22 protein-coding genes and 2 tRNA genes are annotated in these 23,951 nt (G+C 39.7%); 17 read left to right on the top strand and 7 right to left on the bottom strand.

The genetic code is table 11. The features are described from left to right. The first annotated feature begins 60 nt into the window (after positions 1-60). From AC1M9P_RS11955 to galE, 5 genes are read left to right on the top strand one after another with little or no spacing between them, the layout of a single operon-like run. Positions 61-1,935, top strand: coding sequence for a polysaccharide biosynthesis protein (locus AC1M9P_RS11955; protein ID WP_481587729.1), 1,875 nt, complete (start codon positions 61-63; stop codon positions 1,933-1,935). Between the two features lie 33 nt (positions 1,936-1,968). Further along, entirely contained in the window at positions 1,969-2,847 is an 879-nt protein-coding gene (galU, locus tag AC1M9P_RS11950) for a UTP--glucose-1-phosphate uridylyltransferase GalU (protein ID WP_481587728.1), read from the top strand. Positions 2,848-2,860: 13 nt separating this feature from the next. Beyond that, positions 2,861-4,117 carry a nucleotide sugar dehydrogenase gene (locus AC1M9P_RS11945; RefSeq protein WP_481587727.1) on the top strand — a complete coding sequence of 419 codons (1,257 nt, stop codon included), beginning with the start codon at positions 2,861-2,863 and terminating at the stop codon, positions 4,115-4,117. Beyond that, entirely contained in the window at positions 4,117-5,790 is a 1,674-nt protein-coding gene (gene pgi / locus AC1M9P_RS11940) for a glucose-6-phosphate isomerase (protein ID WP_481587726.1), read from the top strand. The genes AC1M9P_RS11945 and pgi overlap by 1 nt, the downstream gene beginning before the upstream one ends. Beyond that, entirely contained in the window at positions 5,783-6,802 is a 1,020-nt protein-coding gene (galE, locus tag AC1M9P_RS11935) for a UDP-glucose 4-epimerase GalE (RefSeq protein ID WP_481587725.1), read from the top strand. Before pgi ends, galE begins: the two co-directional genes overlap by 8 nt. A gap of 39 nt (positions 6,803-6,841) precedes the next feature. Here the strand turns inward: galE and AC1M9P_RS11930 are convergent, their stop codons facing one another. From AC1M9P_RS11930 to AC1M9P_RS11920, 3 genes are all read right to left on the bottom strand, one after another. After that, a complete protein-coding gene (locus AC1M9P_RS11930) occupies positions 6,842-8,212 on the bottom strand; it encodes a phosphohexomutase domain-containing protein (protein ID WP_481587724.1) in 1,371 nt (456 codons plus the stop codon). A 271-nt stretch (positions 8,213-8,483) separates the two neighbouring features. Further along, positions 8,484-8,559: transfer RNA gene (locus AC1M9P_RS11925), tRNA-Gly, on the bottom strand. A gap of 47 nt (positions 8,560-8,606) precedes the next feature. Further along, a tRNA-Gly gene (locus AC1M9P_RS11920) sits at positions 8,607-8,679 on the bottom strand. Between the two features lie 227 nt (positions 8,680-8,906). Here AC1M9P_RS11920 and AC1M9P_RS11915 point away from each other — a divergent pair. The 5 genes from AC1M9P_RS11915 (at position 8,907) to AC1M9P_RS11895 (ending at position 11,765) form a co-directional block, all read left to right on the top strand. Then, positions 8,907-9,215, top strand: a complete 309-nt coding sequence (locus tag AC1M9P_RS11915; protein ID WP_035268950.1) for a BolA family protein — start codon at positions 8,907-8,909, stop codon at positions 9,213-9,215. A gap of 26 nt (positions 9,216-9,241) precedes the next feature. Then, positions 9,242-9,634: a SirB2 family protein gene (locus tag AC1M9P_RS11910; protein WP_180028969.1), complete on the top strand. Its 393-nt coding sequence runs from the start codon at positions 9,242-9,244 to the stop codon at positions 9,632-9,634. 79 nt (positions 9,635-9,713) lie between these two features. Beyond that, on the top strand, positions 9,714-10,550 hold the full coding sequence (locus AC1M9P_RS11905; RefSeq protein WP_481587765.1) for a ParA family protein: 837 nt from the start codon (positions 9,714-9,716) through the stop codon (positions 10,548-10,550). Between the two features lie 29 nt (positions 10,551-10,579). After that, positions 10,580-10,975 (top strand): hypothetical protein, encoded by a 396-nt coding sequence (locus AC1M9P_RS11900; protein ID WP_481587764.1) that lies wholly within the window; start codon positions 10,580-10,582, stop codon positions 10,973-10,975. 199 nt (positions 10,976-11,174) lie between these two features. Then, positions 11,175-11,765 carry a LysE family translocator gene (locus AC1M9P_RS11895; protein ID WP_092767920.1) on the top strand — a complete coding sequence of 197 codons (591 nt, stop codon included), beginning with the start codon at positions 11,175-11,177 and terminating at the stop codon, positions 11,763-11,765. A gap of 75 nt (positions 11,766-11,840) precedes the next feature. Here the strand turns inward: AC1M9P_RS11895 and AC1M9P_RS11890 are convergent, their stop codons facing one another. Beyond that, positions 11,841-12,488: a DedA family protein gene (locus tag AC1M9P_RS11890; RefSeq protein ID WP_035268957.1), complete on the bottom strand. Its 648-nt coding sequence runs from the start codon at positions 12,486-12,488 to the stop codon at positions 11,841-11,843. 198 nt (positions 12,489-12,686) lie between these two features. On the opposite strand from AC1M9P_RS11890, the gene AC1M9P_RS11885 reads away from it, so the two are divergent. From AC1M9P_RS11885 to AC1M9P_RS11860, 6 genes are all read left to right on the top strand, one after another. Further along, entirely contained in the window at positions 12,687-13,103 is a 417-nt protein-coding gene (locus AC1M9P_RS11885) for a DoxX family protein (RefSeq protein ID WP_481587723.1), read from the top strand. A gap of 233 nt (positions 13,104-13,336) precedes the next feature. After that, on the top strand, positions 13,337-14,905 hold the full coding sequence (gene guaA / locus AC1M9P_RS11880) for a glutamine-hydrolyzing GMP synthase (RefSeq protein ID WP_481587722.1): 1,569 nt from the start codon (positions 13,337-13,339) through the stop codon (positions 14,903-14,905). 683 nt (positions 14,906-15,588) lie between these two features. Then, positions 15,589-16,539 carry a pirin family protein gene (locus AC1M9P_RS11875; protein ID WP_481587721.1) on the top strand — a complete coding sequence of 317 codons (951 nt, stop codon included), beginning with the start codon at positions 15,589-15,591 and terminating at the stop codon, positions 16,537-16,539. Between the two features lie 22 nt (positions 16,540-16,561). Further along, a complete protein-coding gene (locus tag AC1M9P_RS11870) occupies positions 16,562-16,960 on the top strand; it encodes an OsmC family protein (protein WP_481587720.1) in 399 nt (132 codons plus the stop codon). Positions 16,961-17,096: 136 nt separating this feature from the next. Further along, complete coding sequence (locus tag AC1M9P_RS11865) at positions 17,097-17,738, top strand: glutathione S-transferase family protein (protein ID WP_092767910.1); 642 nt, start codon at positions 17,097-17,099, stop codon at positions 17,736-17,738. Between the two features lies 1 nt (position 17,739). Next, the gene (locus AC1M9P_RS11860) at positions 17,740-18,351 is read left to right on the top strand and encodes an alpha/beta fold hydrolase (protein WP_218947423.1); all 612 of its coding nucleotides are present in this window, start codon (positions 17,740-17,742) and stop codon (positions 18,349-18,351) included. Positions 18,352-18,399: 48 nt separating this feature from the next. On the opposite strand, the gene AC1M9P_RS11855 is transcribed toward AC1M9P_RS11860, so the two are convergent. The 3 genes from AC1M9P_RS11855 to AC1M9P_RS11845 all read right to left on the bottom strand — a co-directional run bounded on the left by AC1M9P_RS11855 (position 18,400) and on the right by AC1M9P_RS11845 (position 21,803). Next, positions 18,400-19,008 (bottom strand): SPOR domain-containing protein, encoded by a 609-nt coding sequence (locus AC1M9P_RS11855; RefSeq protein ID WP_481587719.1) that lies wholly within the window; start codon positions 19,006-19,008, stop codon positions 18,400-18,402. Positions 19,009-19,140: 132 nt separating this feature from the next. Next, complete coding sequence (gene argS / locus AC1M9P_RS11850; protein WP_481587718.1) at positions 19,141-20,931, bottom strand: arginine--tRNA ligase; 1,791 nt, start codon at positions 20,929-20,931, stop codon at positions 19,141-19,143. A 269-nt stretch (positions 20,932-21,200) separates the two neighbouring features. Beyond that, positions 21,201-21,803 (bottom strand): hypothetical protein, encoded by a 603-nt coding sequence (locus tag AC1M9P_RS11845; RefSeq protein WP_481587717.1) that lies wholly within the window; start codon positions 21,801-21,803, stop codon positions 21,201-21,203. A gap of 297 nt (positions 21,804-22,100) precedes the next feature. Here AC1M9P_RS11845 and AC1M9P_RS11840 point away from each other — a divergent pair, with 297 nt between their 5' ends. Continuing rightward, a complete protein-coding gene (locus AC1M9P_RS11840) occupies positions 22,101-23,801 on the top strand; it encodes an NAD-dependent malic enzyme (protein WP_481587763.1) in 1,701 nt (566 codons plus the stop codon). Positions 23,802-23,951 lie beyond the last annotated feature (150 nt).

The following is a 23,951-nucleotide window of genomic DNA, read 5'->3' as shown; positions in this document are numbered from 1 at the left end:
TTGATATATTCAAATCACTCATCAATTAATGCATGACGATCAATATGAAAGAAGGTCTATGTGAAAAATTTAATTATAAGCTTAGCAGCGAGTTCTAGAGCATTAAAACAAATATTTTTAGTGGCTTTAGATTTGTTTATTTTTCCAATTCTGATTTGGCTGTGTTATGCCATTCGCCAATTTGATTTAGGCGTCGAAGTTGTGCCGAATCTGGCTTTTGGATCTCTTTGGGTATCTTTGATTGCAGTCTGTGCATTGGGCTTAGCAAGGATTTATAGTTTTATTGTAAGAGCCTTTAACGAAGCTTTCATTTTCCAGTTGGGTTTAGCGACAACACTCACGGTATTGGCACTTTACGCTTTAGCTTATTTTACTCATGCATTTATTCCAACCTCAATTCCGTTGATGTTTGGATTTATGATGTTTGCATGGATTTGGCTTAGTCGAGGGATCATTAGAGCCCTAGTCAAATATGTATTACATGCAGATATTCCACGAAAAAGAATTGCGATTTATGGGGCTGGTTTTGCGGGTCAACAAGTCGCAGCTATGCTGAATAATTCTGATGAACACTTACCTGTGCTTTTTTTAGATGATGATGTCACACTTGCCGCGAAGAATATTGGTGGATTGAAAGTCTATCATGCAGCGGATGCACAAAAAGTGCTGAACAAGCATCAAGTCAATGAAATTTTGATTGCGTTGCCTTCGGTGGGTCGTCAACGTAAAACCGAAATTATAAAAAATTTAGAACCCGCACATTTAAAAATTACCGAGATTCCAGGCTTAACAAAACTGGTTGATGGTGAAATACGTCTGTCGGATATTCAAGAAGTCGATATTATCGACTTGCTCGGTCGCGATCCTGTGCCTCCTGTCGCCCATTTGCTTTCAAAAAATATCACCAATAAAATTGTGATGGTTACGGGTGCGGGTGGATCCATTGGTTCTGAACTGTGTCGTCAAATTATCAAAAACCAACCTAAGCTTTTGGTGTTATATGAATTGACTGAATTTGCACTGTACAGTATCGACAAAGAATTACGCCAAAAAACAGAGTTAACCATTATTCCGATCCTAGGCACAGTATTGGATCAGCAGAAGCTCGAGCGTGTCATCGCACAATATCAAGTACAAACCGTTTATCATGCAGCGGCTTACAAACATGTCCCTTTGGTAGAATGTAATCCGATTGCAGGTGTGAAAAATAATGCAGTCGGTACAGCCTTTAGTTTAAATGCTGCTGTACGCAATCAAGTGGAAACATTTGTCCTGATTTCAACGGACAAAGCGGTTCGTCCTACTAATGTGATGGGGGCTACCAAACGTATGGCGGAGCTCTATTGTCAAGCGATGGCAGCAGCTCAAGATCATACTCAGGTGAGTATTGTGCGTTTTGGCAATGTGCTGGGCTCATCAGGTTCAGTGGTTCCGCTTTTCAAGCAACAGATTGCGAAGGGTGGTCCAATTACAGTAACGCATCCTGATGTTACGCGATACTTTATGACCATTCCAGAAGCTTCTCAGTTGGTGATTCAAGCCGGTGCTTTAGGTGAGGGGGGAGATGTATTCTTGTTGGATATGGGAGAGCCAGTCCGTATTCAAGATTTGGCGCGACAAATGATTTCACTCAGTGGATTAACGGTTCGTGAAGAAGGATCACAAACAGGTGATATTGCGATTCAATATTCAGGTTTACGTCCGGGTGAAAAGTTATATGAGGAATTGCTAATCGATCAAGAGGATACTCAGATTACCGAGCATAGCCGGATCCTCAGATCGTTTGAAAAATCACATCCGTTGGATGAAATTTTACCCATATTTGACCGTTTCTATGATTTAACCGCAACACATGAGGATGTTGATTGGGTGTTGTCTCAACTAGAATACTATGTAGATGGATATCAACGCGGTGCCGAAATTCGCGTTAACTAATGAAGTAAATTAAATATTTGTAGAGCTTTGAATATGTCGATCAAAAAAGCGATTCTTCCTGTAGCAGGTCTTGGTACACGTTTTTTACCTGCAAGTAAGTCCATCCCTAAAGAAATGGTGACCGTAGTTGACCGTCCTGCGATTGAATATGTGGTTAAAGAAGCGGTTGCAGCAGGCATTGAACAAATTATTTTAGTGACGCATTCTTCAAAAGCCTCGATTGAAAACTACTTTGATCGTAGTTTTGAGCTGGAAACGACCTTAGAACAAAAAAAGAAATTTGATTTACTCAAAGAAATTACCGAAATTTTGCCCGCGCATGTGAGCGTGATCAGTGTGCGTCAGCCACAACCTTTAGGTTTAGGACATGCCGTACTCTGTGCAAAAGATGTGGTAGGTGATGATGATTTTGCTGTGCTTCTGCCTGATGTTTTAGTGAAAGATTCATCAGCGACTAATGACTTGAGCTTGATGATTCAGCGGTTCAATGAATCAAAAGCATCACAAATTATGGTGGAAGCTGTACCTGATCATTTGGTGGATCAATACGGTATTGTTGATGTTGCAGAGTCTCCAGCTGAAGGGCAAAGTACTGTGATGCAAGGTATTGTAGAAAAACCTGCCGTAGGTACAGCACCGTCTAACTTATCTGTGGTCGGGCGTTATATTTTACCTGCAAAAATTATGCAGCTCTTGGAACACACCCCACGTGGTGCGGGCAATGAAATTCAATTGACCGATGCGATTGCCATGCTGCAACAAACAGATGTGGTGGAAGCTTATCGAATGAAGGGTCAAACCTTTGACTGTGGTAGTAAATTGGGTTATTTAAAAGCGGTATTGCATTACGGTATGGATCACCCAAGTTTAGGTGAAGCTTTTAAAGTCATGATTAAAGACTTAAAACTTTAAAATGAGTATCGCTATGAATATTGCAGTATTTGGTCAGACCTTGTATGCAGGGGTTATGGCAGCATTGTTGGCTGAATATGGTCATCAAGTCTTCTGGTGTGATCTTTTAAAAAAACCAGCATCGGAACAGGTATATGCTCAGGATCAATCTGTACAAGACTTGCTTGAGAAATTACATCAGACTGGTGCAATAAAATACTGCACATTTGATGCGATTCCCCTTGATGTGGATGCCTATTTTTTTAGTTTTAATCCGACTGAACAATTGCACGGTGTTGAAATACTCAAATCCCTTAAACAACGTTCGATCCGTCATCCTAAATTAATGATTAATGCATCCACATTGGGTTTACGTGGAACCCAAAAATTTGCTGAACTATTACCTGAAGATGATTGGGTGTATGTACCAGATGTGATCCAAGAGGGCAATGCATTACGTAGCCTGACGCAAACCTCACAACTGGTCGTTGGTTGTGAGAGTGAGCGTGCTAAACGTGTATTACAAGAGTTATTGCGACCGCTCTTTCCACGTGAGCAACAATATCTATTTATGCCAGTGTTAGATGCGGAATTTACCAAGTTAAGCGTATCTGGCATGTTGGCGACCAGAATAAGTTATATCAATGATTTAGCTGTTGTGGCTGAGAAATTGGGGATTGATATTGAGCATGTGCGCCAAGGCTTAGCGGCAGATAGTCGTATTGGTCCTTCTTATTTATATCCAGGAGCAGGGTTTGGTGGGGAAAATTTCTCGCATGATGTACAAACTTTGGCGAGTACTGTTTCTGGTACTGGGGCTAAGAGTCAGCTTTTAGCACAAGTCTGGGAGATTAACGAACAACAAAAGGAAATCCTCTTCCGGAAATTATGGAATCATTTTCAAGGAGATCTGAAGGGCAAAGTCGTGGCAATTTGGGGGGCTTCTTTTAAAGAAAATACGGCTCGTATTCAACAATCCCCGATTCATGCCATGTTAAAAGCTTTATGGGCACAAGGGGTTGTCGTTAAACTTCATGATCCACAAGCCTTGAGCGAAATTGAAAAGGTGTATGGTCAGCGCGAAGATTTAATTTATTGCCAAGATCAATATGAAGCAGCGGATGATGCGCATGCACTTTGTATCCTCACAGCGTGGAAACAGTATTGGTGTCCAAACTATCAAATCCTTAAGAAAACCATGCAACATGCTTTAATTTTAGATGGTCGTAATATTTTAAATCCCGAATATGTGAAGTCGCAGGGCTTTGCTTATAAAGGAGTAGGGCGTTAATGGAACAGCCAAATCAGGAATGTAATTCAGTCGCTGTTGAACAAGCGCTTTCTAATCTCGAGCTTTTAAAAAAACAAATTGCACGTCAACATTTACGTGATTTTTTTCAGCAAGATTCTAATCGCTTTCAAAATTGTGCGATTCATTTCGAGCCACTCATTTTTGATTATAGTAAGCAGCGTGTTGATCGATCTGTGCTGGATGCCTTGGTCAATCTAGCTCAAAGCTGTGACTTATCGGGTTGGATTAAGCGCTTATTTTCTGAAGAGCGAATCAACTACACAGAAAGTCGAGCAGCCATGCATTGGGCATTACGTTTGCCGCAAGATCATGCTGAGCATTCACAGATCGCCAATCAAGTGCATCTGCAACTTGATCGTATGTATGCTTTGGTTGAGAAGATACATATGGGGCAGTATCGTGGTGCATCAGGTGAAGTGATTCAAGATGTGGTGAATATTGGGGTGGGTGGATCAGACCTAGGTCCATTGATGGTCAGCCATGCGCTCTCGGATTTTAAACAAACCACTCAAAAGCCATTGAATGTGCATTTTGTGTCGACTATGGATGGAAGTCAGTTGTCTGACTTGCTGCATAAACTGCGTCCTGAAACCACGCTGTTTATTATTTCTTCCAAGTCATTTGGCACCATTGATACTTTATCCAATGCGCAAACGGCGCGCTTGTGGCTCGAAAAAGCATTGGGTGAAGAGCTTGCTATTCTAAAACACCATTTTATTGGGGTGTCAACCAAGCCTGAGAAAATGACCGAATGGGGAATTTCCCCTGAAAACCAGCTGTTGCTTTGGGATTGGGTGGGTGGTCGTTATTCACTGTGGTCATGTATTGGATTACCAATCGCATTAAGTATTGGCGTAGAGGGGTTCAAGCAACTGCTCGCAGGGGCCTATGCGATTGACCAACATTTTCAAAGCACCGCCTTTTCACATAATATTCCGGTGTTGATGGGATTGCTAGGAGTGTGGAATAGTAACTTTCTAGCAACGAAAACCCATGCAGTTTTACCCTACGATGGACGACTTAAATATTTTGCTGCGTATTTGCAACAATTGGAAATGGAGTCCAATGGTAAATCTGTACAACGCAATGGTGAGAAGACTACGTTAGATACCTGCCCGATTGTATGGGGTGAAGTCGGCCCCAATGCGCAACATGCTTTTTATCAGTTACTGCATCAGGGTACACAAGCGGTCAGCAGTGATTTTATAGCACCCATCAAACGTTATAATGGTGACCAATATACCTATGTGGATAATGCCGAGGCGCTTAAGCAACAGCATTATCTCGCATTATCCAATTGTTTGGCGCAGTCACGATTATTAGCCTTTGGGAATGATGCTTTAAATCCTCAAGAGCTTGAGGATTTACCGCTCTATAAACAATATGAAGGTAATCAGCCCAGCACGACAATATTGATGGATGAGCTCAATCCTTATAGTTTGGGTATGTTGATTGCTTTGTATGAGCATAAAGTGTTTGTGCAATCTGTCATTTGGAATATTAATCCTTTTGATCAATGGGGTGTTGAAAAAGGCAAGGAGATTGCCAATCAACTATTGCCGATTTTAAGTGGAGAACAAACAGATGTATCGAATCTTGATGCGTCGACACAAGGTTTAATTCAGATCTTAATGGGAAAAGACAATGTCTAAAGTTTTAGTGACGGGTGGTGCAGGATATATTGGTTCGCATACCTGTGTTGAATTGTTAAATGCAGGATATGAAGTTGTTGTTCTTGATAATTTATCGAATAGCTCACCGGAATCTTTGAATCGAGTTCAAGCTTTAACGTCTAAATCTTTAGAATTTATCGAGGGTGATATTCTTGATCAAGCCATTTTAGATCAAATTTTCCAAAATCATCAGATTGACGCCGTGATTCATTTCGCAGGCTTGAAAGCGGTAGGTGAAAGTCAGCAAATCCCATTGAAGTATTTCGAGAATAATATTTCTGGCTCGATTAGCTTAGTCAAAGCGATGGAACGCGCCAATGTTTTTAATTTAGTCTTTAGCTCTTCTGCAACGGTGTATGACGAAGCCAATGTATCGCCACTGAATGAAGAGATGCCGACAGGCATGCCAAGTAATAACTATGGTTATACTAAACTCATTGTTGAGCAGTTATTGCAGAAACTCGCGCAAGCAGATGCGGGTTGGTCGATTGCTTTACTGCGTTATTTCAACCCTGTCGGTGCGCACAAAAGTGGTCAAATTGGTGAAGATCCACAAGGCATTCCAAACAACTTAATGCCTTATGTGACTCAAGTGGCTGTGGGTCGTCGTGAAAAACTATCAATTTTTGGTCATGATTACGATACCGTCGATGGCACGGGTGTGCGTGACTATATCCATGTGGTGGATTTGGCGAATGCCCATTTATGTGCACTGGAAAATCGTTTAAATGCACAAGGCTGTCGTGCTTGGAATATTGGGACAGGCAATGGCTGTTCGGTGCTAGAAATTAAAAATACCTTTGAGAAAGTCAATGGTATTGAGATACCTTTCGAATTTTCACCGCGTCGTGCAGGGGATGTCGCAACATCATTTGCAGATAATGCGCGTGCAGTTGCTGAATTGGGTTGGACGCCAAAATTGAATTTGGAAGATATGTTGGCAGATAGTTGGAATTGGCAAAAACAAAATCCAAATGGCTATCGTGAATAAAAAAATGGAGCGTTACAACGCTCCATTTTTTATGCGGTTTTAAGCCTGAATGAGTTGAGTGAGCTCATCGATATAAGCTTGCATCGGCTTTGGATTTTTGTCTTTACGGCTTTCAATATTTAAACGGAGTAAAGGCTCAGTATTCGATGCACGAACGTTTAAACGCCATGCACCAAAATCCAAACTGACGCCATCCGTTTCATCAATGGCTGGATTTTGATTTGCGAAATGATTAAAGATTTTCTGAATGGTTTCTTTTGTATCCGCAACTTTAAAGTTAATCTCGCCAGAACATGGGAATTTTTCAATCATTTCCTCAACTAGAGCAGAGAGTGGTTTTGCTGTTTCAGAGACAACTGAGATTGCTAATAACCATGGAATCATGCCACTGTCACAATAGGCAAAATCACGGAAGTAGTGGTGTGCTGACATTTCACCGCCATACACTGCATTGTGTTCACGCATTTTATCTTTAATGAAAGAGTGGCCTGATTTCGATTGCACAGCTTCGCCTTGATATTGTTCAACGATATCGAAGGTATTCCACACCAAGCGCGGATCATGCACAATTTTTTCACCTTTTTGTTTCAGTAAAAAGGCTTGTGCCAAGAGACCGACGATGTAATACCCTTCAATAAATTGACCTTTTTCATCAAAAAGGAAACAACGATCAAAGTCACCATCCCAAGCGATGCCCATGTCAGCATGATGTTGAAGTACAGCATCGGAGGTGCTTGCACGGTTTTCAACTAAGATAGGGTTGGGAATACCATTTGGGAAGTTGCCATCCGCTTCATGATGAATTTTGATAAATTCGACTGGAATATTCAAGGTTTTAAATTTCTCTTCGATCGCATCGATCACATGACCTGCTGCACCATTACCCGCATTGACTACGAGTTTTAGTGGTTTGATTTTAGCAGGGTCAATATAGGTCATCAAATGATCAATAAATTCAGGCAAGATATTATAATGCTGAGTTGTGCCTTTAATTTCGACTGCTTTGAACTGATTTTTTTCAGCAAGAAGTTGGATATCTTTTAAACCCGAGTCTGCACCAATCGGACGAGCATTTTCACGTACAAGCTTCATGCCGTTATAGTCCATCGGGTTATGGCTGGCTGTTATTTCGATCCCGCCTTGCACATCAAGATGGAATGCACCGAAATAAACTTCCTCAGTCCCAGTCATGCCTAAATCTAAAACATCAACACCTGCATCATTCAGGCCATTGATGGTAGCTTGTTTAAGTGCTTCACTGGTTAAGCGAACATCGCAACCGACTACCACTTTTTGAGGTTGATAAATTTCGCCATAAGCACGTCCAACACGGTATGCGATATCTTCATTGAGTTCTGTGCCCAATTTTCCGCGGATATCATAGGCTTTGAAACAGGTTAATTTTTCCATGTTAAGGTTCTAATCTATTGAGCAAATTGAATACGAAAATTATAGCGATTTTGATCTAAGTACGGCATGGGTTGAGATGAAAAATTACATTTAAATTCAGTAAATTAATTTACGTTATGATGCTTATTGTTGGTTGTAAATCAAGCAGCGCTCATAAGTGAATGAATTTTTTTGGAAAAAATGTAGTGAAACTTTATTGGATGTAAAAAATTGAATTTATAAAAATTTAATAATAAAAAAGCCCTGATATTGATCAGGGCTTTTTTGAATCTGGAGCGGGAAAGGAGACTCGAACTCCCGACCCCAACCTTGGCAAGGTTATGCTCTACCAACTGAGCTATTCCCGCGGAGTCTATCAATTTTTTAAATGAAAAAACTGAATGAAAAAATTTTGAGCGGGAAAGGAGACTCGAACTCCCGACCCCAACCTTGGCAAGGTTATGCTCTACCAACTGAGCTATTCCCGCATGCCGTGTATAATACAGCATGAAAAATCAGGGTCAACAACTTTATAAAAAAATATCGTGTGATTGAATAAAATTAAAGCATTTCAATGTATTTCGCTTAATTTTTGATAGGTCTTAAGCTCAACATCAAAGCGCATCTATCCAATGGCTGTGTGGTTTATTTACTTTTTATTCTAAAACTTCACGGTATACTGCTGGCAACCAATGAATGCGTGTGGAATGTAAGCATGACTTTAGAGCAACAATTAATTGAACGTTTACAACAATTGTCTCCTGTGCACTTGGACGTGGTGAATGAGTCATCAGGTCATGGTGGCTATTTCCCTGGTAAAGAATCGCATTTTAAAGTCACTGTTGTGAGTGAAGTGTTTCAAGGCTTACGTTTAGTTCAACGCCATCAAAAAGTATATGCACTGGCGGGTGACCTATTGAGTCCAGGAAAGATTCATGCTTTGGCGATTCATGCTTATGTGCCAACTGAATGGACTGGTCAAGCGCCAAATAGTCCTGAATGTGCACATGCACCGAAAGCTTAAATTTTAAAAGTAGGAGAGTGGCTGAAATGGATACACACTTAGTCATTAAAATCGTGCATATGTCGAGTTTGCTCTTGTTGATCATTGCTGTATTAGCACGTGCGACAACCTTATATTTTGGCGTCGAAAATCAACAACCCAATCCGAAAGGACGTAAGGCTTATGTTGCGCTTCAACATTTGGCATTTACTTTGGTTATTGGGACAGGCTTGATTTTATTGTTTTTGAATAATTTTCAAGTTCAACCTTGGTTCTATGCCAAAGTGGTCTTGGTGATCGTAATGTTATCTTCATTAATTAAAGCATATCGCCAAGATGCGTCTGTACTGTTAATTCAACGTCGTGCGGGAGTATTGATTAGTTGTGTCGCATTTATGGCCATTATCGGCATCGTGATGATTAAGCCAACTTTCGGTTAATTGTTAGACACAATCGCTTAGGCTCTCACCCCTCTAGGTTAAACTTGATTCATAGAATGAATTGAGCCTAGAGGGAATGATGCGTACACGTGTGGTGTTTAATCAAAAAGGTGGCGTTGGTAAATCCAGTATTACAGTAAACTTGGCTGCACTCAGTGCACATCAGGGTTTTAAGACGCTTGTCATTGACCTCGATCCTCAAGCCAATTCTAGTCAGTATCTATTGGGGGATGATGCGACTTATAATGCCGATAAACCTGCACTAGAACCCAATATTGAAAATTTTTTCGAAGATGTATTGGCGAATCAGTCCAGCAAAGGTTTGATTGGTCAAGCCATTGGAAATTTACTCAAAAATAAAAATAAAGGCTTAGAAGCCTATATACATCAGTCACCATTCCCATCTCTCGATGTTTTGCCTGCAAGTCCCTCGCTTGGTGCTTTAGAGCATAGCCTCGAATCCAAACATAAAATCTATAAGCTACGTGACGCGATTCAGCATCTAGCAGGGACTTATGATCGGATCTATATCGATACACCGCCTGCATTTAATTTTTTTACTTTGTCGGCATTAATTGCAGCAGACCGAGTGTTGATTCCATTCGATTGTGATGTCTTTTCTAAGCGGGCATTAAACACCTTGATCGAAAACATTATAGAAACCCAAGATGATCATAATGATCGATTGGAAATTGAAGGTATCGTCGTTAACCAGTTTCAAGCGCAAGCAAAGCTTCCTCGTGAAGTGGTACAGCAGCTCAGAGATGAACAACTACCTGTGCTCAATGCGATGTTGCCACCATCTGTATTAATGAAAGAGTCTCATCATAAAAATATGCCGTTAATCTATTTAAATACAGATCATAAATTGACGCAGGCCTACCAATCATTGTTCAATGAAATCGAGAATAAATAAGATTTGAGAAGTGTATGAACTCACGCGCGATGAAAATGCTCATGCAACTTGGTGTAGTCGGTTCGGTTACTGTATTGATGACCGCTTGTGCGACGACGGTTAAACCGAGTTATGTTTCTCCGACGCAATATCAAGCATTGAACTGTGTACAACTTGGTGCTGAATTCAATCGTATTCAACAGTACATCAATAATGGTGTACAACCGCCTAAACGTACAGGTGTTGGCGTTGGTCTAGGTGTTGGTGGTGGCTGGGGCCGTGGCGGTTGGGGTTTTGGTCCTTCAGTTTCCGTCAATATGGGGCAGTCATCAAATACCAAAAATACTGAATTGTCGCGATTATATGGTGAGCAAGATGCGATCTCACAAGCGGCAACATTTAAAAATTGTCCTTATGTTCCTAAGCGTCAACAGCAAGCTCAGTAATTTAAAAGGGCTGTTCAATTTGAGTTTGAGCAGCTTTTTTTTAGCAAAATGTTTCAATGTAAATTTATTAAAATCAATATCTTATAAAATTATTAACTGAAAATAGACGTGACATTCATCATTCCTTCACTTTAAAAACTTGTCTTTAAATTCGTTTTTCGTTTAAGGTGTGCCTCCTCTAAATCTCTGATTTTAATCTATGGTAGAAAGTTGGCTTTATATTTTTGCAGTGTTCGCGGTATTACTTATTCCCGGTCCAACCAATGCATTATTGGCTAGCGCAGCACATCACCATGGTGTATTAAAAGCATTCTATTTCGTACCTCTTGAGTTACTGGGTTATATCTACGGCATTAGCATTTGGGCACTGTTGGTGCATTTAACCCTACCAATTTGGCCAATGCTGATTCATATCTTACATTTGGTGAGTGCAGTTTATGTGATTTGGATGGCTTTTCATTTATGGAAAGCTTCACACCTTAAGCAATTGAGCCAAAAAAACATTCGAATGAGTCGCAGTCATCTTTTTAAATCGACACTGAAAAATCCAAAATCTATTTTGTTTGCAGTTGGTATTTTTCCAGCATGGACTTGGGATTCTTTTCAAAACTATTTTTTAGTTTTGGGTGTATTCACCTTATGTTTAATTCCATGTGCTTTATTTTGGATGTATTTTGGTCGTAAAGTCTTGGCAGGGAATCAGACGGTGGTCAGCGCAGATCGCTTATACAAAGGTTCTGCCATGTTACTTATGCTCAGTATGTTGCCTGTCATTATTGGATTTTTCTAAGCCATTCAATATTTTGTAGTAATAAAAAAAGCAGATTCTTGGTGGAGAATCTGCTTTTTTTGAAGCCTAAGATCATTACATCATTTCGGGATTTTTCTTTGGGAAAAACTTGTGGCGAATAAAGCCAATGATCCCCGGCAATACGCTCAGAATAATGATTCCGAAAATTAAATGGGTGAAATTATCTTTCACGATCGGCATATTACCGAACAAATAACCCAAAGTGATAAACGAAGAAATCCACAAGAAAGCACCAACGACATTATAAGTAATGAAGTATTTATAATTCATGCTTCCTGCACCAGCGACAAAGGGTGCAAATGTACGCGCGAATGGGACAAAACGCGCAAAAATAATGGTTTTACCGCCGTGTTTTTCGAAGAATTTTTGCGTATAAACCAAATGTTTTTTATTGATAAATCGAGATTCAATCTCAAAAACACGTGGTCCGATATATTTTCCAATATGATAATTTAAGGTATCACCCAATACTGCCGCAGTGAATAACAACACGCCCAAGAGCCACGGATCCATTGCACCTGTTGAGGCTGCTAAAGCACCTGCTGCAAACAGTAAACTGTCCCCAGGTAGAAAAGGCATGACCACCAAGCCCGTTTCTACGAAAATAATCAGGAATAAAATTCCGTAAATCCAAATGCCATAATTGGTAATAAATTCAAGTAGATGATCATCTACATGCAGAATAAAATCGATTAAATCCATGAGGGGTGAACTGAGCAAAAATGTGTTCAAATGCTAACAGCCAACGGCGCTGATGTCAGTAGTCAATTGATTTAAATTATAGGTGAATTATTGTTCTGATTATGCAACGCTGATTCTTTATATTGATTATTTATCCTAAAAATAAAAGCTACTAATCTAGGGTCATTACCAAAAACAAAACATAGATAGGTCAACCCAATGTTTAATCCAAATCAAGTGATTCAAAAAAATTTTGCTCAACCCGCAGTGCATGCAACTTTAAGCCTCGTCGCACGTGTCCTTTTAGCATATATCTTTATTGTGGCGGGGTGGGGCAAACTCGTAGGTTATAGCGCGACAGTTGGATATATGGAAACGATGGGTGTGCCAGGTGCATTATTGCCAATAACCATTTTGGTTGAACTGGGTGGAGGCTTAGCACTGTTGTTTGGAGTGCAAGCACGATTATTCGCAGCAGCTTTAGCTGGTTTCAGTTTAGTTACCGCATTTCTTTTTCATGGTACACCTGAAGATTCGATACATTTCATGAAAAACTTTGCTATGGCTGGTGGTCTAATCTTTCTCGTATTGCATGGTGCAGGTCAATGGAGTGTTGATCAGCGTTTTGAAAAATAAATGACGAATACGTAATGCAGGTGAAATGAAAGAATTATTCGCCTGCTGCATCGTGATCTGAATGTAACCCCAAGGCTTGCATGATCAAAGCAATCAACTGAAATTGTTGAATAAAAAGACAATATTTAATAATAATGTATTGAAATATAGAGAGATTTGAATAGTGTGCGTAAGCTTAATAAAAATGATAGAATAGCGCGCTAATCCTTCGTTAGCCTTTCATAGTTGTTATCATGACTACCAATACTCAAATTACCGAAGATCGTATCCTGATTTTGGATTTCGGCTCTCAATATAGCCAATTGATCGCACGTCGTGTACGTGAATCAGGCGTATATTCTGAAATGTATGCTTTTGATATGTCGGAAGAGGACATCCGCGCATTTAATCCAAAAGGGATTATTCTTTCAGGTGGTCCTGAGAGTGTTCACGTTGAAGGCAGCCCACGTGCGCCAGAAGTTGTGTTTAACTTAGGCGTACCAGTATTGGGTATTTGTTACGGTTTACAAACGATGTCTGCTCAGTTGGGCGGTAAAGTTGAACCGGGTACAGTTCATGAGTTTGGCTATGCTGAAGTCGATATTAAAGTACGTGATGCTTTAATTGGCGATCTTGAAGATTCAGCAGACAAATTGAAAGTATGGATGAGTCATGGCGATAAAGTGACTCAAATTCCAGAAGGTTTCCAAATTACTGCAAGTACACCAAGCTGCCCAGTGGCAATGGTGTCTGACGAATCTCGTCGTTTCTACGGTATCCAGTTCCACCCTGAAGTAACACATACTGCTAAAGGTAAAGAGTTACTTGAGAACTTTGTACAAAAGATCTGTGGTTGCCGTAGCCTATGGAATTCTGAAAACATCATTGATTTACGTGTTGAACAATTACGTGAACAGATTGGTGATCAGAAGGTTCTTCTTGGTCTTTCAGGTGGTGTAGATTCATCTGTTGTGGCTGCATTGCTTCACAAAGCAATTGGCGATCAATTGACATGTGTATTCGTTGACAATGGTCTTCTTCGTTTAAATGAAGGGGATCAAGTGATGGAAATGTTTGCGAAAAACATGGGTATCCGTGTGATTCGTGCTGATGCTGAACAACGTTTCCTTGACGCTTTGGCAGGTGAAGTTGATCCTGAAGTAAAACGTAAAATTATTGGTCGTGAGTTCATCGAAGTATTTGCTGAAGAAGCACGTAAGCTTGATGGCGTAAACTTCCTTGCGCAAGGTACGATTTATCCTGATGTGATTGAATCTGCTGCAAGCAAACAAGGTAAAGCGCATGTGATTAAATCACACCATAACGTGGGTGGTTTACCCGAAGATCTCGCTTTTGAATTGGTTGAGCCAATTCGTGATTTATTTAAAGATGAAGTACGTCGTTTGGGTACGACTTTAGGTTTACCATTTGAGATGCTTTATCGTCACCCATTCCCAGGACCAGGTCTTGGTGTTCGTATCTTGGGTGAAGTGAAGAAAGAGTATGCTGACATTCTTCGTTTAGCCGATGACATCTTCATGCAAGAACTTCGTGCAAGTGGTTGGTATGACAAAACTGCACAAGCATTCGCTGTATTCCAACCAGTAAAATCTGTGGGTGTAGTCGGTGATGGTCGTCGTTATGCATGGGTGATTGCACTTCGTGCGGTTGAAACGGTTGACTTTATGACGGCTCGTTTTGCGCATCTTCCTTATGATCTTGTTGATAAAATTTCGACGCGTATCATGAACGAAATTGCTGAAGTTTCTCGTGTTGTTTATGACGTATCGTCTAAACCACCAGCTACGATTGAATGGGAGTAATTTAGGGCTTTCAAGAAACAACATTTCTTGCCTAAATTACGACAAAAGCTATGCTCGCGGCAGAGAGGGATTTCGGACAGCATGGCTGTCCGCTTGAATTACCCAAGCGCTGCGTGCGTGGCAGTATCTGAATCAAGACATGCCCTAATAAAAAAAGGACGCTTAGGCGTCCTTTCTATTTATTATCTAAAATTTAATTTAGAAGAATGCTATGTTTGAAGAATTAGTCAAAATACGTAAAGCATAGGAAGTCATTAGTCCAAATAACGTTGTTTTAAGAAATTTCCCAAACTCTTGTTGTGCCAATGCAAGCAATTTGATTGCTACTTACTTAGAATCTAAAGGATATGGTGAATTCCAATATATTTTAGGAAAAAATATAAAGGAAACAGAAAGTCTGCTTGGCTTTTAAATGTAAGAAGTAGATATATAGTTGATCTAACAGCAGATCAATTTGGATTGGATAAAATTATTTATACATTAGAGAATGAGTGTCCTTTATCACAGTTATTTCCAAAACTATTAAATCAAGGGCGAGCAAGCATTCTATTTTCAATACATACAAAACTCTAATTGTCCTACCTATAGTATTCAGCGTATTAAGTCTAAGGTGGTTCAATTTGCATGACCTTGTTAATATCTATAACAAAGATAGCCATTTGCCAAACTTTTAGGATAACAACATGACCAATAATATTTATACCGAATTGTCTCATTCAGAAGACTGTGAAAAGCACGCCAACCAATTTATTCAGGAATTTCCACTGCGCCGTGCTGAAATTGGTCAAGGGACAGTGATCAAACGCGCCTTACCAAGTCGCCATAAGCGTATGATTGGCGCATGGTGCTTCTTAGATCATGCAGGTCCTGTGACATTTGAAGCTGGACAAGGTCTAGATGTTGGACCACATCCACACATTGGTCTACAAACCTTTACTTGGATGATTGAAGGGACCATGTTGCATAGCGACAGCTTAGGTACAACAGACCAGCTCATTCAGCCAAGGCAAGTTAACCTCATGACAGCAGGTCGAGGTATTTCACATACTGAAGTCGCGCCAGCGAATGAAACAAAAATGCATGCTGCCCAACTTTGGATTGCATTGCCAGATGACAAACTTACCATCGATCCAGCTTTTAATCACTATCCTGAATTACCCGTGGTTAATCAGTCAGGTATCGAATTTACGGTATTGGTCGGTGAGTATCTAAATACAGTATCACCAGTCAAAGTACATACTGAGCTTTTAGGTGTTGATTTATTCGCGCAAGCAGCCACTAAAGCACGTTTACCTTTAAATCCAAAGTTTGAATATGGATTTATGGCGCTTGAAGGTACAGCAACCATCAATGGTCATCATTTAGATGAAGACAATATGGTAATTTTAGAGCCAGGGCTAGAATATGTGGAAGTAGAGATCCATGACAATAGTCGTGTACTGCTTTTGGGCGGTGAGCCATTTGAGTCACCAATTTTATTATGGTGGAATTTCGTTGGACGTACGCAACAAGAAATCAAAATTGCACGTGATCAATGGATAGCAGAAGATCCTCGTTTTGGGTCAATTCCATCATACCAAGGCGAGCGTTTGAAAGCTCCGATATTGCCTGATAGCATGCGTCCATCTAAATAATAAGACAAAGAAGGAAAATAAAATGGCAACGATCGCAAATGCAAAGGTCACCACACTACCTGAAAAATGGGGTGGTGAAATTCAATCTGGTCAGCACACATTTCTCACCGATAAACCTGAATCATTCCAAGGTTTAGATCGTGGGCCTGCACCGTATGATTTTATTTGTTCAGGATTAATTTCCTGCACAATGATCACATTACGGATGTATGCAGAGCATAAAGGACTGGATTTAGGCGAATTTACTGTCGAGGCAGATTTTAAAGCCAATAAAGAAGGGCAGGAATGGATTGAGCGTCGTTTAAGTTTTAAAACTAACTTGGATGAAGCACTACAAGAAAAAGTTTTAAATGTGTGCCAAAAAACACCCGTCACTAAAACATTGCTCAGAAGCGTCGAAATTAAAACAACAATTGTTTAAATATAGACAACTTAATAGGCATCAACATTCTGTATTTTTGTAATTTACAGCTAAAAAGAAGACATTTTGTGTAAAGCAGGATGTCTTTTTTTTATTCAAAATGGCTATATAGAGAGAAATAAAATTAGGTGGTCTTATGCTGACATTACATCATTTAGAAAAATCACGTTCTTCAAGAATCATTTGGGCGCTAGAAGAGTTGGGTGCTGAATACCAAATTCAACATTATAAAAGATTGCCAACTTACGCCGCTCCACCAGAATTGAAGAAGGTTCATCCTTTGGGGAAATCACCAGTGATTACTGATGATAATTTAGTAATCGCAGAATCTGCGGTGATTTTAGACTATCTGGCAGATCGCTATGATACTCAGCATCAATTTAAACCCCAGTCACAGCCGGACTTAACACAATATCAGTATTGGATGCATTACGCTGAAGGCTCATTAATGCCACTTTTAGTGATGACCTTAGTTCTCTCGTTTGTACCTCCTAAAGTACCTTTTGTGATTCGACCAATTGCCAATAAAATTATTGATGGGGTGACTGATGGATTTATACAACCGCGTCTCGCTGAACATATTGAATTTTTAGAACAGCATTTGGCGCAACATGAATTTTTTATATCTCAGTTTTCATTTGCAGATATCCAAATGAGTTTTCCCTTGATCGCGATGGATGAACGCTTAAATGGAAAATATCCGAACATTCATGCCTATGTAAAACGCATAAAACAAAGACCTGCTTATCAGCGAGCGGTTATCAAGGGGGGTGATTAAGATGGCGGATCAGGCAGTGAAATTAATCTTCCTGCCCGGAGCATCTGGCAGTACTGCATTTTGGAAACCTGTTCAATCACATTTTGAATCTGAGTACGACACGCACATCATTGCTTATCCCAGTTTTGGTGAATATCCTGATCATCCACATGTAAATTCAATGTCAGATTTACAAGATTATGTATTTGATCATCTTCAGCGCCCAAGTATTCTGATCGCTCAATCTATGGGTGGGGTCATTGCTGTTCAAGCGGCGTTGAGGTATCCAAAATTGATTCAAGGTTTGGTGTTGGTCGCTACGTCAGGTGGCGTTGATTTAACACCATTTCATGTTAAAGATTGGCGTGCAGAATATCAAAATGAATATGAAGTGCCGCACTGGTTTATTGATGATGAAACCAAATTAGATGAACGGCTTGCTGAAATTGAATGTCCTGTACTATTAATCTGGGGCGGAGATGATGATATTAGTCCTGTCGCAGTAGGTGAGTATTTAAATCACGCTTTTAAGTATTCAGAGCTGAATGTGATCCCGAACGGACAACATGATTTAGCTAAAGTTTATGCGTCAGAGTGTATTTCTTTTATCCAACGCTACTTAGCAAAATTTTAGGTTTGCTCTAGACTAAAAAAGGATGCTAATCGCATCCTTTTTTTATAATTATCGTTTTACAACGATTGAATCAATACCGCTGTGTTGTAGGGTTTGCTGAGCGATGACAGCAGCTTCTTGAGAGTCATAAGGTCCAGAGACAACCCGATACCAGGTTTGACCGCCTTCCGTGGTTTTAATGACATCTGCAGATAAGCCGTTGAGAATAATTTCAGCACGACGTGCATCAGCACTGTCTGGATCTGGATAACTTCTGACTTGTAAAAGGTAGCTACTCGCCACGGGTTGAGGTTCTACACTTTCAATCAGTTCACCCTCGGTCGTTGTAGCATCAGCAACCACAGGTGCTTCCACGATGACAGGTGCGGTGTTCACTTGCTGATTTTCAGGTACAGCTTGATCGGGGATTGGAGTCACTTGTTGTTGAGGCAATAAATCGTAGAAGCGATAATCTTTATTCGTATCTTCTTGATAATGTTCAGATTGAATATCATTGCTTTTTGGTTGGACTGGCGCCCACGGTTTCCATAGCATTAAGGCTACGGCAAAACTCAGTACAATTAAAATCAGAACAAGCATACCTAACCATTTTGGTATTAATGGTTGTTTAGGTTTGTTAGGTCTTTCTGATACACCACGCTGCGTTTTTCCAAACACTTGGAAACCTCTCTTATTTTAAGATCATGCAATGGAAAATTGGATTACCATCACATGGAATTTTTATCTCATTTTTTTCAATAATAAAAGTCTAAAGAGGTGAATCTTTTAAAAAGATTCACCTTCGATGACTTACATGCTTTCAGGTGCAGAAACGCCTAAAAGCTCTAAACCATTTTTCAAAACTTGACGAACATTTACCGATAACAACAAACGTGCTTGGGTCAGATCAGCATCATCACCGAGTACTTTATTTTCGTTGTACCAACCATGGAACAATGCTGCAAGTTCTTTTAAGTAGTTACCTACTTGATGCGGTTCATGGCTGTTTGCAGCACGTGCAATAATTTCAGGGTATGCTGCAAGTTTTGCTAAGATTTCAGTTTCAGCTTCTAATTCAAGCTTTGCGGCAAAACCACGCGCAGTGGTCGCATCGAAGTTGATGTTCAAGCTGCTTGCTTTTTCTAGCATACGACAAATACGTGCATGAGCATATTGAATGTAATACACCGCATTGTCTTTACTTTGAGAAACCGCGAGATCTAGATCAAAGTCGATGTGCTGTTCAGACTTACGCATGACATAGTAGAAGCGAGCAGCGTCGTTGCCGACTTCTTTACGTAGATCACGCAATGTGACGAATTGACCTGAACGAGATGACATTTGAACCATCTCACCACCGCGCCATAGGCTGACGAATTGTACTAATAACACAGTCAGTTTTTTTGAGTCATATCCCATCGCATCAATCGCTGCTTTTACACGTGCGATATAACCGTGGTGGTCTGAACCCCAAATATCAATAATGTCAGTATAACCACGCTGAAGTTTATTCAGATGGTAAGCAATGTCAGAAGCGAAGTAAGTGGTTTGACCATTACGACGTTTTACAACACGGTCTTTTTCATCACCAAATTCTGTTGATTTGAACCAAATGTTGCCATCTTTCTCATAGAGGAAGCCGCGTTGATCAAGTGTTTGTAATGCTTCTTCAATTTTATCAGTCAATGATGCTTCACTAAACCATTGGTTGAAAGTCACACCAAATTCACCAAGATCATCTTTAATATCATCAAGAATTGCTTTTAACGCAGCTTGATGAAAAACGCGATAACCTTCACCTATTAACGTCTGCGAGTTAAAAATTAGACCATCAATGTGTTTTTCTTTATCGCCAGAAATTACAACCTTGTTGCCTTCGGCATCAAGTTCTTCAGCATACTGCACATCTTCTGGCACATCTTTATAAACATCAGCTACAGGGCGAACATATGCATCGCCGTCTTGATCAATAATGCTTTGTGCAATTTCTTTAACGTAATCGCCTTGGTAAGCATTTTTAGGGAATACTAATGTTTGACCAGTTAACTCAAGGTAACGTAGATAAGTAGACGTCGCTAAAATGTCCATTTGACGACCAGCGTCATTCACATAGTATTCACGATCCACTGTAGCACCAGTTGCTTCAAGTAAATTCGCAACCGTCATGCCATATGCTGCGCCACGACCGTGACCCACATGTAAGCTTGATGTCGGGTTCGCAGAGACAAACTCAACTTGGATTTTTTTCGTAGCATTAACTTGCGTACGACCAAAATCATTAGCTTGTGCCTGAATAGCATCAAGAACAGCAAAACGTTGGTCTGCATTCAAGAAAAAGTTGATAAAACCAGGACCAGCGATTTCCGCTTTACTGATATCCGCAACTTCTGGCAGTGCAGCAAGAATTTTTTCTGCTAAATCACGAGGCTTCATACCTGCAGCTTTAGACGCGATCATTGCGATATTCGAAGCGAAGTCACCATGGCTTCGGTCTTTGGTTCGCGTTAAGTTTCCGCTGTTGTTAAAGTCAGATGGGAGGGCCCCTTCAGCTTGAAGAGATTGCACTGCATGATCGAGAGCTGCTTGTATTGCCGTATTCATAATTTATCGAAAAATTAATGTCGCAGAAAAACGACAAATATAGCAAATTTAGCGCTCATTAGCGAAGCAGATTTGCGTTGAATAAAACTTATCCGACATAAAAAATAATAAAATCAGTTTTTTTAATCACTATGCGCTATTTGCAGAATTAACGATGATGAAATTAATCTTTTACATCTAATGCATATCGATGATTGAATTGAGCCTGATTGTCTTTATCTCATTTAATGTGAATTTAAATAGAAATCAGGCAATTTTATGACTCGAAATTAAGCCATACACGTGACAGGCTTATTTAGTAATTCTGCTTTACCATTTTGGAAAGTGTATAACTTAGATGCATGGAAGATTTTAATGGTTTTGGCCTTTTGAGCAGCAGTTTGAAATGTCGCTAATTTTTTTTGATTCGTCAAACTAAAAGGATTTCCGTAATTCTTATTGTCGAGTAGTACTTGGATCGTTCCAACTTCAGGCTGAAGACTATTTAAAATTTCTGATCCTTCCGCATTTTGTATGCTGAGACTTGGTTTTTGGACACTATTCTTACAATTTAAACGCAGGAACAGCATGTGACCATCAACAGCTTTGTTTTGTAAGTCATAAATTCCTTGAAGGTCATTTTCGATATATACCCACTGACCAATCGGCATATTTTGTTTAAGTTTCTCAATTTGCTCGAGTGTGGTTTTACTAATATCGACAATGCCTTTTTTATCAATTTCAGGGGTTTTATCAGCGCGTGCTAAACCCACCATTGAAAGTGCTTTATCACCGACCTTTGAAGTCGTTTCAGTGATAGTTTGGCAACCCGTTACATTTAGCAGTGAAATAATAGTCAATGGCAAAATGGCAATTTTAGCTGTAATTTTCATGTGGATCTAATAATGAAGTAAAAATACGATTGAATCCGATATTAGCTGAATCGTTCAGATTAGTTTGCAAAAAAAAGTTAATAAACATGAATAATACATTTGAAATGTGACAGTTTTATCTATTTTTCAATCAATAGAATGATGGATTGAAGTTATAAAATTTAAAAATACTGCCAATATTATTATCAATTTTATAAATATACATTTGTCTTCATTTCGGCTTAAGCTATTTCTTAAATAAATGGTAAAAATGAAATGAAAAGGGTCTGAATTTAGGCCTGATCCATGAGATTAGAGATGACAACTGAACACACTGAAGTAAAACACCCTCTTTATACCCCTTATGCTGGCTTTACTTTGCTTGAACTACCTCTCCTTAATAAAGGCTCTGCGTTTACTGAGGAGGAGCGAGCAAGTTTTAATCTAAACGGTTTGCTGCCTCATGTGATTGAAACGATTGAAGAGCAACACCAACGTTCATATCAACAATTTACGTCATTTCATGACGACATTAATAAGCATATTTATCTGAGAAATATACAAGACACCAATGAGACTTTGTTTTATCATCTCATAGAAAATCATTTATCAGAAATGATGCCGATTATTTATACCCCAACGGTAGGTGAGGCTTGTCAACGATTTTCTGATATTTACCGCCGTCATCGTGGTGTATTTATTTCATATCCTGATCGTGCCAACATCGACGATATTTTACAAAATGTGAATAAGAACAACGTCAAAGTCATTGTAATCACAGATGGTGAACGCATTCTTGGTTTAGGTGACCAAGGGATTGGTGGGATGGGAATTCCAATCGGAAAATTATCTCTCTATACCGCATGTGGTGGTATTAGCCCAGCTTATACATTACCCATTACATTGGATGTAGGAACCAATAATGCACAGTTGCTAAATGATCCAATTTATTTAGGTTGGAATCAGCCTCGTATTAGTGGCGATGAATACTATGACTTTGTGGATGACGTACTTCGTGCGATTAAACGCCGTTGGCCAAAAGCTTTGATTCAATTTGAAGATTTTGCTCAGAAAAATGCAATGCCATTGCTGGAAAAATATCGTAATCAATATTGTTGTTTTAATGATGATATTCAAGGCACTGCTGCTGTTGCAGTCGGTAGCTTAATCGCAGCAAGTCGAGCTGCAGGAAAACAATTAAGTGACCAGAAAGTGGCATTCCTTGGTGCTGGTTCAGCGGGCTGTGGTATCGCTGAGCAAATCATTGCGCAAATGGTGGCTGAAGGTTTGAGTGATGCTGAGGCAAGATCACGAATTTATATGGTCGATCGTTTTGGGTTATTGACCGATAATCAACCAAATCTTTTAGATTTTCAGCGTAAACTGGTTCAAAGTTCAGAAAATGTATCCGCGTGGGCTGATGCGGAAGGCATCATTTCATTGCTAGATGTTGTAAAAAATGCACACCCGACTGTGTTAATTGGTGTCTCTGGACAACCGGGTTTATTCACTGAAGAAATTATTCGAACTATGGCATCCAATTGCGAGCATCCTATTGTATTACCATTGTCGAATCCAACGTCGCGTGTAGAAGCTGTACCAGCAGATATTATTCAGTGGACGGACGGTCGCGCTTTGATTGCAACTGGTAGTCCATTTATGCCTGTTAATTATCAAGATAAGCTACACAATATTTCTCAGTGTAATAACTCTTATATTTTCCCAGGGATTGGCTTAGGGGTGATTGCTGTGCAGGCAACGCGTGTTACAGACAATATGCTGATGGCATCAAGTATGGCGTTAGCAGATTGCTCTCCAAAATTGCAAAACCCTGACGACGACTTACTTCCTGATCTTAATGATTTGCAGAAAGTCTCCCGAATCATCGCGTTTAAGGTTGCAAAAGCGGCAATTGAGGATGGTGTTGCTTTGCCATTGAGTGATGAGCTGATCGAAAAAAGTATTGAAGATAATTTCTGGAAGCCTGAATATCGCCGTTATAAGCGAATTCCATTTTAAAAAAACTTGAATTTTCAATATAAATTCATTGGAAATAAATAGGAATCAATGCGTTGGTTCCTATTTTTTGTTTAGAATAATTACAATATTTAAAAGCAAGATTGAGCGGAATACGCTACAATTTTCAAAAATCATAATAATAGCTTTAAT

This window comes from Acinetobacter sp. 25-47-122 (assembly GCF_056779695.1).
The sequence above is the reverse complement of the archived record's forward strand: the minus strand, read 5'-3'. Positions and strand labels throughout refer to the sequence as shown.

Bases quoted from the DNA above. Each gene is read 5' to 3' on its own strand.
- galU (WP_481587728.1), top strand. From the start codon at position 1,969: ATGTCGATCAAAAAAGCGATTCTTCCTGTAGCAGGTCTTGGTACACGT.
- AC1M9P_RS11945 (WP_481587727.1), top strand. From the start codon at position 2,861: ATGAATATTGCAGTATTTGGTCAGACCTTGTATGCAGGGGTTATGGCA.
- pgi (WP_481587726.1), top strand. From the start codon at position 4,117: ATGGAACAGCCAAATCAGGAATGTAATTCAGTCGCTGTTGAACAAGCG.
- galE (WP_481587725.1), top strand. From the start codon at position 5,783: ATGTCTAAAGTTTTAGTGACGGGTGGTGCAGGATATATTGGTTCGCAT.
- AC1M9P_RS11930 (WP_481587724.1), bottom strand. From the start codon at position 8,212: ATGGAAAAATTAACCTGTTTCAAAGCCTATGATATCCGCGGAAAATTG.
- AC1M9P_RS11915 (WP_035268950.1), top strand. From the start codon at position 8,907: ATGACTTTAGAGCAACAATTAATTGAACGTTTACAACAATTGTCTCCT.
- AC1M9P_RS11910 (WP_180028969.1), top strand. From the start codon at position 9,242: ATGGATACACACTTAGTCATTAAAATCGTGCATATGTCGAGTTTGCTC.
- AC1M9P_RS11905 (WP_481587765.1), top strand. From the start codon at position 9,714: ATGCGTACACGTGTGGTGTTTAATCAAAAAGGTGGCGTTGGTAAATCC.
- AC1M9P_RS11900 (WP_481587764.1), top strand. From the start codon at position 10,580: ATGAAAATGCTCATGCAACTTGGTGTAGTCGGTTCGGTTACTGTATTG.
- AC1M9P_RS11895 (WP_092767920.1), top strand. From the start codon at position 11,175: ATGGTAGAAAGTTGGCTTTATATTTTTGCAGTGTTCGCGGTATTACTT.
- AC1M9P_RS11890 (WP_035268957.1), bottom strand. From the start codon at position 12,488: ATGGATTTAATCGATTTTATTCTGCATGTAGATGATCATCTACTTGAA.
- AC1M9P_RS11885 (WP_481587723.1), top strand. From the start codon at position 12,687: ATGTTTAATCCAAATCAAGTGATTCAAAAAAATTTTGCTCAACCCGCA.
- guaA (WP_481587722.1), top strand. From the start codon at position 13,337: ATGACTACCAATACTCAAATTACCGAAGATCGTATCCTGATTTTGGAT.
- AC1M9P_RS11875 (WP_481587721.1), top strand. From the start codon at position 15,589: ATGACCAATAATATTTATACCGAATTGTCTCATTCAGAAGACTGTGAA.
- AC1M9P_RS11870 (WP_481587720.1), top strand. From the start codon at position 16,562: ATGGCAACGATCGCAAATGCAAAGGTCACCACACTACCTGAAAAATGG.
- AC1M9P_RS11865 (WP_092767910.1), top strand. From the start codon at position 17,097: ATGCTGACATTACATCATTTAGAAAAATCACGTTCTTCAAGAATCATT.
- AC1M9P_RS11860 (WP_218947423.1), top strand. From the start codon at position 17,740: ATGGCGGATCAGGCAGTGAAATTAATCTTCCTGCCCGGAGCATCTGGC.
- argS (WP_481587718.1), bottom strand. From the start codon at position 20,931: ATGAATACGGCAATACAAGCAGCTCTCGATCATGCAGTGCAATCTCTT.
- AC1M9P_RS11845 (WP_481587717.1), bottom strand. From the start codon at position 21,803: ATGAAAATTACAGCTAAAATTGCCATTTTGCCATTGACTATTATTTCA.
- AC1M9P_RS11840 (WP_481587763.1), top strand. From the start codon at position 22,101: ATGACAACTGAACACACTGAAGTAAAACACCCTCTTTATACCCCTTAT.